The sequence below is a fragment of the Streptomyces swartbergensis genome, assembly GCF_002148965.1.
In the GTDB taxonomy this organism is placed as follows: Bacteria; Actinomycetota; Actinomycetes; order Streptomycetales; family Streptomycetaceae; genus Streptomyces; species Streptomyces swartbergensis.
Genome location: NZ_NGFN01000286.1, coordinates 1 through 11,005, shown reverse-complemented (window position 1 = coordinate 11,005; position 11,005 = coordinate 1). Strand labels below are relative to the sequence as shown.

Here is an 11,005-nt window from a genome sequence, read left to right as displayed (position 1 = left end):
GAGTAGGGCCGTGGGGACGACCCCCGCTCTCCCCCCCGGCGGGGGTCGTCGCATGTCCGGATGTGTTTTCTCCTTCTTCGCGCGGCCGGATTGCCGCTCTGTTGCCGCTTCGGCAGCGTGATTGGCATGCCCATGACCTGTGACGTTGCGTAGTCGTCAGACTGCTCTGTGGGAGTCGTACAGGGGGCCCGGGAGCGTCACCGGTATGGGTGACGGCGATATTCACAACCGTCGAGGCGTCCACAGTTATCCACCAAGATCCACACGATTTCCGGGATCGCTGCACCGTGATTCCAGCGCAGCCCGCTCGCGGCGGGTTCATGGCCCCGGCTCCGATTGCCGGGGGCGTTCGGCCGGTTTGTGTCGGCCGTTCAAAGGGAGGCCGCCTTGCCGGTTCTTCCCACGTTCGGGAATCGCGGGGCCGCAGGGGCCGTGCGAGTCACGCAGTGAAGGGGGATGGAGACCGTGGCCGGAGCCGTCACACACGATCCACCGCCGGCCGCCGGAGGGCGGCAGGGCGGACCGCTGATCGTCACCGAGGACAGCGAACTCCTCGACGACCTGCTGCGCCTGTGCGCGGCGGCGGGCGCCACACCGGAGGTGCACCACGGGGTGCCCGACCGCAGAGGCGGCTGGGAGGCCGCGCCGCTCGTCCTCGTGGGCGACGACGCCGCACGGCGGGTGCGCGGGGCCGCGCGCAGAAGGGGAGTCGTCCTCGTCGGCCGGGACCAGGACGACTCCGGGGTGTGGCGGCGGGCCGTCGAGATCGGCGCCGAGCACGTCCTGATGCTGCCCGACGGCGAACAGTGGCTCGTCGACCGCATCGCCGACGTGGCCGAAGGCGTCGGCCGGCCCGCCCTCACCGTGGGCGTCATCGGCGGCCGCGGCGGGGCCGGAGCGTCCACGCTCGCGTGCGCGCTCGCCGTCACCTCCGCGCGCGAGGGGCTGCGCACACTCCTCGTGGACGCCGATCCGCTGGGCGGCGGACTCGACGTACTCCTCGGCGGCGAGACGGCCGACGGGCTGCGCTGGCCCGCGTTCTCCTCCTCGCGCGGGCGGGTCGGCGGGGGCGCTCTGGAGGAGTCGCTGCCCGAGCTGCACTCGCTGCGGGTGCTCAGCTGGGTTGTTTCTGCTTAGTTGCAGTGTCGCTTTGAGAGCGAAGCCTATGGTCAGAGACCGTTTGTGGGGGCACGAGAGGGGTGTCCCGCCGGGTAGCGTCCGCGTGCATGAAACAAGTGATCTACTCGTCTTCCGGTTGGGAGACCTGGGGGCTGGAGTTCAAGCCGGTCATCCCCGAAGGCATGTCGCTGGTTTTCGATGAAGACCTGCTCTTCGAGGACGATCAAGGGCTGCGGCCCTCCGCGGTCGTGAACCGCTGGGCCTGCGAGTTACCGACCAACAAGGTGCCGTCGGACAACTCGTGGCCGTCGTACATCCGCGCTGTGCGCGAGTGGATGGAGTTCGGCGACGAGCACGGAGTGGGGCTGTTCGATGGCAGGGACCCGCTCAAGGCCCTGCTGGGTACCTACGCGGTCCATCGCGCCCGGGGACCTCTTGAGGCCCGGTTCAGGGCGTCGACGTGGAACCAGCACATGGCCATGCTGGGCAAGTTCTACTCCTGGGCGATCGAGAACGGTTACACCACCGCCTTGCCGTTCACCTACGATCACGCCACGGGCCTCTTCGAGGGGCAGCTGCATGAGGGGAAGGTCAATCAGGCCCGTCGCCGCCAGGCGAAGGGGCACGTGACGATCAGGTACCTCGAAGACGACTTCGCTGACCTATTCCTCAAGGGCCTGGCTCGCCTGGAGCCGGACGGTTCGGAGGAGCGCGGCTACCGGGGCCGGGAGATGGCCCGCAATGCGGCTGTGGGCCGGTTCCTGTTCGCCTCCGGACCGCGCAAGCAGGAGTTCACCTACCTGCTGGCCTGCGAGGTCCCCGCATTGCCGGAGAGGCGGACCGAGATCCCGACGCTCGTGCCGCTGCCGTGGGCCATCACCAAGGGCGGAAAGTTCCGCAACACGTGGGTCGACTACGACACGCTTGTCGAGCTCCACTGCTACTTGGCATTCGAGCGTGCGACCTCCGTTGCGGGCTCGACGTGGATGCCGCCGGCCCGCTGGGGTGAGCCGCTGATCGTGACCGAGGCCGATGCCCGGGGCGGCCGGGTCAACGGCGTCCGCATGCAGTGGGAGGACCTGGGGCCGGGTGAGCGCCGCCGGCTGGTCGCGCCCGGCGGCGGGTCGATGCTGTTGTCGGTCTGTGGCCCGGGACGGCCGTTCACCGCGTGGAACACGGTCTTCGAACGCGCCTCGGACCGGATCCGGGAACGCTACGAGCCGCGGTTCCCGCATGTTCATCCGCACCGAGGGCGCCACACCTTCGCCATGCAAACGATGGCCAAGCTCGTGTCTGGCCACTACGCGCGCTTGGCCCAGAAGGTCCAGCCCGGTGACACGGATGCCGCGCTGGCGCTTTACCTCACCAGCCATGATCCGCTGCTGGTCCTGCGCGACCTGTTGGGACATTCCAGTGCTCTGACCACTGAAAAGTACCTGAACCGTCTTGATACGACTCGGATCTTCGCCGACCTGCGTGCGCCAGAAAGCCGGCCCACGGCCCTGTCACGGGCGGACCGCGAGGCGGCCGAGGAGTTCGACGAAGACGACGAAGGTGACATCTGATGCCAGCGACCGTGATCGATGAGCCACCGGGCATCACCGCGATCTTCAGCGACGGCACCGACTGCACGCGGTGGGTGAACAGCCTGGCCCACGGCGAGAAGGTCTCCACCCGCAATCCGGTGCTGGCTCGTGAACTGCTGCACGGATTGGCCGACCTCGTGCATCCGCACGGCAGGATCGACCAGGAGAACACGCTGGCCGGCTATCTGACAGGGATCCGCGCTTTCACGAACGGTCTGCACGAGCTGGGTTTCACCGGTAGTGCGGCCGAGCTGACCCGCGGCCCGCTGGCCGCGCTCTGGATGAGTGGAAAGCACCGGCCGGTGCAGGAAAGCCAGGCACGGATGATGCTGCGACGCCTTGATGATCTCCAGGGGGTGCTGCGCCCAGATGTCCGTGAACTGGTCGACGGCCGAAAGTTTGTCTCGGACCGCCGCCGTGACCGCAAATACCTGCAGCCCTACAGCGAGACCGAGTGGGCACGCCTGACCGAGGTCTGCCGCACCGCGGTCAAGGAGTCGTACGCGGCCCACCGGCTGGCGGTGAAGACGGCCGAGTCGGCCCGGGACCCCCGCGAGGGCGGCTGGACGGATGCGAACATGCTCTGGCTCTTTGCCCAGCTGGGTCCGGTGGAGGCGGCTCCGTTCGCGACCTGGTCCTCGTCGCATCCCTCAGGGCTGCCCCGGACGAGGTTTCCCTGGCGTCGCAGCTGGGAGGCCGCCAAGCTCTTCCCCAATGTCAGCACCATGCTCGGCTACCGGCTGCTGTTCGGGGTCTACACCGGCATCGTGCCGGACGGTTTGGATGACCTTGGGCTGGCCGATGTCGACTGGGCCGGTGACCGAACGATCCTGCTCAACTACATCAAGGGCCGCACGGCCGAGGAGAGCCGGACGCTGACCACCCGGGCGACCCGCTTGCTGCGGCAGTGGACCGATCACTCCGCGCTGGCTCGCCAGTTCGCTCCGCCGGATGCCCGGGAGGCACTCTGGGTGCGCTACGACCCGCACGACCACGGTCCCTGGGTCACACGACCGGCCACCGTCACCACGATCCGGCAGTGGGTCGTGGACCGAGGGCTGATGGGGGACGACGGGAAACCGCTGGCCATGAACATGCACCGGATCCGCACCACCTACGACTCGATGCGGGACCGCCGAGCATGGGCGGGCAGCAAGCGCGCGACCCTGGATCCCAACCGAAGTCCTCAAGTCGAAGGCGACCACTACCTGAAGGCCGGGACCCCGAAGCAGCGCGAGCTCGTTGACGAGATCATCGCCGAAGCACAGAACGACATGCTGCGACGGGCCGAGGCACCGGTGGTCCTGGCAGACGAGGACGTTGCCGCGCTGGTCCGCGACTACCCCGAGAAGGTCGTCGCCCTGGGTCTGAACGACGAGGCCCTGGTCGCGCTAGTCGGCGGAGCACGAGATGTGTTCACCGCCGCCTGCGGGGACCAGCTGTCGGGCCTGCACGGCCCGAAGGGGAAACCCTGCCCGGCCCGCCCGTGGGTGTGCTTGCTCTGTCCGCTCGCCCTGTTCACCCCTCGGCACCTGCCCAACTTGATGCGCCTGCGGGCGTTCTTCGCCCGCCAGTGGGACCAGATGACCCAGGCCGAGTTCATGGGCGTCTTCGGTCGCTACGACCAGCGCCTGGCCGAGATACTCGCCCCCGACGCCCACTTCACCTCCAAGGCTCTCCTCGCCGCAGCTGCGCAGGTCATCGACGACGACACCGAACTGCCGCTGCGGCCGGAAGAAGGAACACGATGACGACGGTGACCGACACGGCTGAGGAAGCCGGCCAGCAGGCTGGTTCGCTCGCCGCGATCGACATCTGCGAGGCAGCTGGCCTGACGGTCAGGAAGGGCGGGATCCGTCCCCGCGTCGGGGATCTGATCTGGTCCTTCGCTGACGTCGAGGGACTGCCGGTCAGTCTCAGACCCAGCGAACGCAAGCTGGACTTCTCCAAGGTCCGCAATCCACGCTGGCGAGTAGTGGCTCAAGAGTTCTCCTTCGCCCGCCTGGCCCCGGGACATGAAGCCGTACGCGAACTGCCGCAAGCCTTCCGTTACCCCGTCGCGGTCAAGACCGGTCACGGCCGTCTCACCAAGCTCACAGAGTGGTTCAACTGGCTCACCGGGCACGGCGTCACATCGCTGGCCGATGTCACCCAGCAGCACTGCCAGGCCTACTACCTCCACCGCAGCGACGTCCGGGACCGCAAGGGAAGAGTCCTGCGGCCTGCCTCTCAGGAGGCACGGATGCACGCGGTGCAGGTCATGCAGGAGCCCGCGTTCTACAACGAGTTGTTCACCGCAGACCGGTTCACTGAGGGATTCGTTCCGTGGTCGGGCCGTGCGCCCTTCGAGGTCGCCGGCTGCAAGGCCCGCGGGGAGAACGCGGCCCAACCGCTGCGGCAGGAGGCTCTGCAGCCGTGGCTGGCAGCAGCCCTCTACATCGTCGAGACACTCGGCCCGCACGTTCTGGAACTGGTCCGTTCTGTCCGGCAGGAGGAGGAAACACCCACCTGGACCAGCAACGAGCGGTGGCAGGCCCGCCTCAGTGCGGCGATCAGCGCCCACATCGCCGAAGACGAGCCGCTGCAGCTGCTTGAGCCCACTGAGGTGGCCAGCCGCCTGCACGAGGGGTGGTCCGAAGAGGATCCTCTGCTGCAGGTGAGCCTGAACGCCGTTGCCCGCAAAGCGGGCAAGCTGACCTTCGCTCACCGGTGGCTTCCCACCATGCGCCCGTTGCTGGAGCAGGCAGTGGCGGCAGTCGGCGTCAGACCCCGATGGGGACGGGACGCGCCGGCCGTGACTCGCGCGGACGGCAGTGGCGAGGTGCCCTGGACCGAAGGGGTGGCGGGAGCCATGGCACTCAACTTCCTGGTGGACCGGGTCCGGACGGCCTGCATGGTCGTGGTCGCGCTGCTGACCGGGATGCGGGCGAGTGAGTTGATGGAGATGCCGGTTGACGCCTGCGTGCCACCCCAGGACCTGGGAACCGGCCGCATGCGCTACCGGCTGCGGACCAAACTGATCAAGGGCCAGGAACTCGGCGGTGTCTGGGACGAATGGGTCACCGTCCGTCAGGCCTACAGCGCCGTCCAACTGGCGGTCGACCTCCAGGACCCCCAGAACCCCTCTCCTTACGCGTTCGGCCGCTTTACCTTCATCGGGCGGTGCAACACCCTGAGCAGTTGGGTCAACAGTCCCGAAGGACAGCGACTGGGCCTGACACCGATCCCGGACCACCCGATTAACCTGCGGATTACGCGCCGCACCCTGGCCATGGAACTTGCGCACCGGCCCGGCGGACTGCTGGCCGCGAAGATCCACCTCAAGCACGTGACCGTCGTGACCACCGAGGGCTACGCGGCACGTCCCGGAGGCGCGCAGGCCGAGTTCCTGGCCGATGTCGCCGCGGAAGAGCAGGCCCGCAACCAGAACCTGACACTGGCAGCCTTCCGCGACTCACAGAAGGGAATCATGCCAACCGGCCCCGGAGCGCGGGACCTGATCGACTTCTTCGCCTCCGTTGACCAGGAACTGCAGGCAATGGAAGCCGCCGCGCCAGGAGTGAAGCCGGGAGATCAGGAAGTCATCAATCTCCTTTCAAGACGAGCGAAAACGCTGCACTTGGGCATCGCCAACTATTGCTGGTTCATCGACCCGGCCAAGGCCCTGTGCTTGACCCTCGCAGGGACACCAGGGGGGGACAAACCGCTGGCAGGCATGTGTGACTCCTCCCGCTGCCCGCAGGCCACACACCATCTCAGCCACCGCCCTGTCTGGGCCGACAGCGCGGAGAACAAGAAGATCTTCATCGGCAACGTCAGACGCGGCCAACAGACGGAAAAGGCCCGTCTCCAAGCCGACTTGGACCGCGACTTGCGCGTCTTGGCCGAGATCGATGCCGCGACCGCACAGGGGGCCTGACATGGGACGCATCACTGAAGAGACCCGGAAACAGAAGGAAGAAGCGATCCGGGCCGCGATGGACCGATTGCTCCGCGGTGAACTGCCGCCCGGCCGCCAATGCGACCTCAGTACCCTGGCGGCCGAAGCAGGCGTGACTCGCACCGCGTTCTACCCGAAGAACAACCGCGACGGAACCATCCGCCCCGGCCCCTACCAACACCTGGCCGAAGAGTTCGAGCGACGGCTGAAGCTGCTCCATGAGGCCGGCACCGTCGTCGACCCCAGACTCGCTCAGATTCAACGGCTGAAAGACAAGACAGCCAAGCTCGAAACACGCCTGGAAGAACAGAGCGCCGAACTCGCCGAACTCAAAGAGTTCAAGCAACTAGCACTGTCACGAATTGCCGCTCAGCACCTCGAAATTGAGCGGTTGCGCACCGAAAGAGCCGCCAGCAGCAAGGTTGCCGTCCTGACATCCAGTGCCCGACGCAACAGGCCCGTGTAGTTGACCGTTGTTTAGGTGCCGCCCTTCTCTGCGCGGGACAGGCGGCGCCTCTTATCTGCGACAACTTCAACTCAGCCAGCGAGAAAACTGCTGATTTGTCTCAGAGTGAGCTTCATCTCCTGCCGGCGCCCTGACGAGATGAGGACGGCATTCCGTTAGGAGTTATCCTCATAGGCCACAGTAACCTGGGATCCCGAAGACCGGTTTGAGGCTACGCGAGGGTGGTTCGGCATACCACTGCCAGTCAAACGTGCAACTCGAGTCAATCTCGCTCCTGCCCTCAAAGGATACGGTCAATTATCTCCATTGATCCTGGCGAACCGCTGTAGGTCGCCTTCTCGATCTGGCCTCGAGCTGTGTAAGTCCAGCGCACATGACCGCTTGCAGTATCAAATACCTTCACATCGTTGCCACCTTCCCTGACCAAGACCGCACCTTGAGCTGCTAGCAGGGAATGTTCTTGCATCAACGAACTAACAAGCTCTCGCTCTATGCGCGCCTTCCATGCGACAGCCCCATCTGTCGGAAAGAAAGCCACCGCCGCAGCTGAGTTCACCAGGTATAGCATGTCGAGGGGTGCGAAGAGACCTTTGTGGTACTGAAGGCTTGAGAATTTGTCATTGTCTGCCACCTCGACATTCCACATTTTCCTGCCAGTCTTGCCGGATAGGGCTACCACACCTTCTTCAGTTGCGGTGTAAACAGTGCCCTTGCTGTAAACAGGATTTCCGACGCCTTCCGTCAGGCGCCAAATGTCGTGGCCCGTATCTGTATGCAACGCATGCAGGCCGGTAGCGTCAGAAAATAGGAACATTGCTTCTGGGGTGGCAACTCCGCCTCGTTCAAGTTCTTCGACCTTGCGGGACCATTTATGCCCTCCCGTGCGTGGATCGAAGGCGCGAAGTCTCGCTTCCGATTCTACGATCACAGCCTTTTCTGTCGCCGCCAGGATCTCGCCCTGTTCCGCACTCACCTGCCATCTAATGGAACCGTTCGTGATGTTGCTCGCCCTGAGAGTATGGTCACCGCTGGAGAAAAGGGTGTCTGTCTTCAGGTCGATGAAGGAATCGGCGAATTCTCCCTCTATCTCCCATTCCTTGGCGCCTGACTCGTCGTCCAGTGCACATATTGCGCTGCCTGTATCCACGATAAGAGAGGAGGGTCCAGTCCCAATGGGGTGGCCGACACACCCTTCATCAATGCTCCATATCGGGTCACCATTATATGCGTCGAGCGCATATAATGCATTGGAAGCTCGCCCTAAGGCGCTGGCGTACACGCGGCCCCCGCCACTTATGTGACTCACGCTGATGGCTCCCCGCGGGTGAAAGCTCCACAACTCTTTACCGGTAGCCGGATCTAGGGCACTTAGGAAACCAGCGTCGTCGGCCACGTAAAAGCGCCCCCCCTGTTCTACCTTTGAGGGGGTAACACGCCGAGGCTTTTCCTTTTGGGGTACCTCTTCCTTTTTCCATGGCGCTGCCAGCAATACGGCTATCGCGGCTAAAAGGGCGAGCAGCGCCAGAGACGATCCGTAAACGTTGAATTGCCTTGTGTTGTTTCCAATTTGAATCGACGTTGGGCCGTGAAATTCGGACTCGCTGAGCCTATTTTCTTTCGCCCCGTTTTCGGATCCTCGCTTCCTTGGCTTCATTCCTTGCTTTGGCCCCAATGATTCGTTTGTGTTGTGTTATCGCCGACGTTCATGGCGGCTTGGTTGTGGAAGTGGTTTTGGCTGGCGATATTTCGGTGACCTTCTGGAGTGTGTTCGTCGCTTTCTGGGCGTGGTTCATTTTCGGGTTGTCCGGGGGTTCCGGCACTCTGTGTGGTGCCTTGGTTCCCGCGTTGGTAGAACGCCGCGAATGCCGCGATCGCCAATCCGAGTGAACCAACGAAGAATCCGAGAACGCTGGCAAGCTTGTCGGCGTCCTCGAGACCTATGTACGCGAAGTAGCAGCCGATAACGAGGAAGATCGCGCCGGTAGTGACGCAGCTCCAGAAGATCCGTCGCCGAGGGGTCGTCATGTCGCCATGATGAAGCAGAGAAGCTTGCGTGTCTGTACGTTTACTGGGAGATCTTCATTTCAGCGGCTGTATAGGAACATTAGTTCCATGAGTGGCCGTTGCCGATATTGATCTGTGCATGCAGGTTCGGTGGGTCCGTCAGCGAGCCAGTGTGACTCTGGTCACTTGGTAGGGTTCCGGTGAGCCGGCTATGCGACACAGAGTGCCGGGCTAATGCGACAGGGGTTGAGTCTTCGCCCGTCGCCCAAAGAGACGTGACCTGCGGGGGACACGACCTTCGCGGAAAGAATCTGGCACCGCGGCGACCGGATCGCCGTCCCGCCCCAGGCGGTGCGCGCGGTGCTCGCCGCGGCCCGGCGCCGGGGCGGCACGGTCGTGGTCGACCTGCCGCGCCGCATCGACGACGGCGTCGCCGAGGTCCTCACCCAGCTCGACGTCGGTGTGCTGGTGGTACCCGCCGAGCTGCGCGCCGTCGCGGCCGCCGGACGGGTGGCGTCCGCCGTCGGCATGGTCCTGCGCGACCTGCGGGTGGCGGTCCGCGGGCCGTACCCGCCGGGGCTCGACGACCGGGAGGTGGCCCGGCTGCTCGGACTGCCCCTGGTCGGCGAAGTGCCGACCGAGCCGGACCTGCTGCGCCCGGACCAGGGCACGGCACCCCCGGGTGCCGCCCCGCGCGGACCGCTCGCCCGGTTCTGCAAGGAGTTCTGGGAGCGGGCGCTCGTCGAAGCGGGTGCGGCGTGAGCACCCCGGCCGGACTCGAGGGCGCCGAACTGCTCGACGGGGTGCGGCGGTGGCTGGCCGAGAGCGGGGCCGAGCCGACYCCCGCGCGCGTGGCGCAGGCCCTGCGGGAACAGGGCCGGGTGCTCGGGGACACCGAAGTCCTGGGGGCCGCCGCGCAGTTGCGGTCCGAGCTGGTCGGCAGCGGACCGCTGGAGCCCTTGCTCGCCGACCCGTCGGTGACCGACGTGCTGGTGTCGGCCCCGGACCGGGTCTGGGTCGACCGGGGCGGCGGACTGGAGCTCACATCGGTGCGCTTCGCGGACGCGGCGGCCGTACGCCGGCTCGCCCAGCGCCTCGCCGCCGTGGCCGGGCGCCGGCTGGACGACGCCCGGCCCTGGGCCGACGCGCGGCTGCCCGACGGGACCCGGCTGCACGCGGTGTTGCCGCCGGTCGCCGTGGGCTGCGCCTGCCTGTCGCTGCGCGTCGTACGGCCGCGTGCCTTCACGCTCGGCGAGCTGGTCGCGGCGGGCACGGTGCCGCCGGGCGGGGACCGTGTGCTGCGCGCACTCCTCGACGCGCGGCTGTCCTTCCTGGTCAGCGGTGGCACGGGCAGCGGCAAGACGACGCTGTTGAGTGCCCTTCTGGGGCTGGTGGGGCCGGACGAGCGGATCGTCCTCGCCGAGGACTCGGCCGAACTGCGGCCGGACCATCCGCACGTCGTGCGGCTGGAGACCAGACCCGCCAACCAGGAGGGCGCGGGGCTCGTCACCCTTGAGGACCTGGTGCGCCAGGCACTGCGGATGCGGCCCGACCGGCTGGTCGTGGGTGAGGTACGCGGGCCCGAAGTAGTGCATCTGCTGGCCGCGTTGAACACCGGCCACGAGGGCGGCTGCGGAACCGTGCACGCCAATGCCGCCGCCGACGTGCCGGCCCGGCTGGAGGCCCTGGGTACGGCCGCCGGGCTCGACCGGGCCGCGCTGCACAGCCAGGTGGCGGCCGCCCTGTCCGTGGTGCTGCACCTCGTGCGCGACCGGACCGGGCGGCGGCGGATCGCCGAGGTGCAGGTGCTGGAGCGGGACCCGTCGGGGCTGGTGCGGACGGTACCGGCGCTGCGGTGGGGAGCGGAGGCCTTCGTGCGCGAGCGGGGGT

The 11,005-nt window shown here is 66.3% G+C and carries 7 protein-coding genes and 2 pseudogenes; 7 read left to right on the top strand and 2 right to left on the bottom strand.

Translation table 11 applies throughout. The annotated features are described in order from the left end of the window. Window positions 1-456 precede the first annotated feature (456 nt). From ssd to CA983_RS32800, 5 genes and pseudogenes are all read left to right on the top strand, one after another. Window positions 457-1,122 (top strand): annotated as a pseudogene (gene ssd, locus CA983_RS32820) (septum site-determining protein Ssd); the annotation flags it as partial. Between the two features lie 104 nt (window positions 1,123-1,226). Further along, the gene (locus CA983_RS32815; protein WP_244207193.1) at window positions 1,227-2,684 is read left to right on the top strand and encodes a site-specific integrase; all 1,458 of its coding nucleotides are present in this window, start codon (window positions 1,227-1,229) and stop codon (window positions 2,682-2,684) included. Next, window positions 2,684-4,456 (top strand): hypothetical protein, encoded by a 1,773-nt coding sequence (locus CA983_RS32810; protein WP_086604437.1) that lies wholly within the window; start codon window positions 2,684-2,686, stop codon window positions 4,454-4,456. The genes CA983_RS32815 and CA983_RS32810 overlap by 1 nt, the downstream gene beginning before the upstream one ends. Beyond that, on the top strand, window positions 4,453-6,624 hold the full coding sequence (locus tag CA983_RS32805) for a site-specific integrase (RefSeq protein ID WP_086604436.1): 2,172 nt from the start codon (window positions 4,453-4,455) through the stop codon (window positions 6,622-6,624). The genes CA983_RS32810 and CA983_RS32805 overlap by 4 nt, the downstream gene beginning before the upstream one ends. A gap of 1 nt (window position 6,625) precedes the next feature. Further along, window positions 6,626-7,111, top strand: coding sequence for a hypothetical protein (locus CA983_RS32800; protein ID WP_086604435.1), 486 nt, complete (start codon window positions 6,626-6,628; stop codon window positions 7,109-7,111). A 280-nt stretch (window positions 7,112-7,391) separates the two neighbouring features. Here the strand turns inward: CA983_RS32800 and CA983_RS48370 are convergent, their stop codons facing one another. After that, entirely contained in the window at window positions 7,392-8,765 is a 1,374-nt protein-coding gene (locus CA983_RS48370) for a PQQ-like beta-propeller repeat protein (RefSeq protein ID WP_086604434.1), read from the bottom strand. Next, the gene (locus CA983_RS45940; protein WP_143645607.1) at window positions 8,762-9,136 is read right to left on the bottom strand and encodes an A24 family peptidase; all 375 of its coding nucleotides are present in this window, start codon (window positions 9,134-9,136) and stop codon (window positions 8,762-8,764) included. The genes CA983_RS48370 and CA983_RS45940 overlap by 4 nt, the downstream gene beginning before the upstream one ends. Before the next feature lie 291 nt (window positions 9,137-9,427). Here CA983_RS45940 and CA983_RS32790 point away from each other — a divergent pair. Next, window positions 9,428-9,877: pseudogene (locus CA983_RS32790) on the top strand (CpaE-like family protein); the annotation flags it as partial. Continuing rightward, window positions 9,874-11,005: TadA family conjugal transfer-associated ATPase (locus CA983_RS32785; RefSeq protein ID WP_086604433.1), on the top strand; the 1,132-nt coding region annotated here is incomplete at its 3' end. The pseudogene CA983_RS32790 and the gene CA983_RS32785, both read left to right, overlap by 4 nt.

Excerpts from the sequence above, each read along its gene's own strand:
- CA983_RS32815 (WP_244207193.1), top strand. The coding sequence starts at position 1,227 with ATGAAACAAGTGATCTACTCGTCTTCCGGTTGGGAGACCTGGGGGCTG.
- CA983_RS32810 (WP_086604437.1), top strand. The coding sequence starts at position 2,684 with ATGCCAGCGACCGTGATCGATGAGCCACCGGGCATCACCGCGATCTTC.
- CA983_RS32805 (WP_086604436.1), top strand. The coding sequence starts at position 4,453 with ATGACGACGGTGACCGACACGGCTGAGGAAGCCGGCCAGCAGGCTGGT.
- CA983_RS32800 (WP_086604435.1), top strand. The coding sequence starts at position 6,626 with ATGGGACGCATCACTGAAGAGACCCGGAAACAGAAGGAAGAAGCGATC.
- CA983_RS48370 (WP_086604434.1), bottom strand. The coding sequence starts at position 8,765 with ATGAAGCCAAGGAAGCGAGGATCCGAAAACGGGGCGAAAGAAAATAGG.
- CA983_RS45940 (WP_143645607.1), bottom strand. The coding sequence starts at position 9,136 with ATGACGACCCCTCGGCGACGGATCTTCTGGAGCTGCGTCACTACCGGC.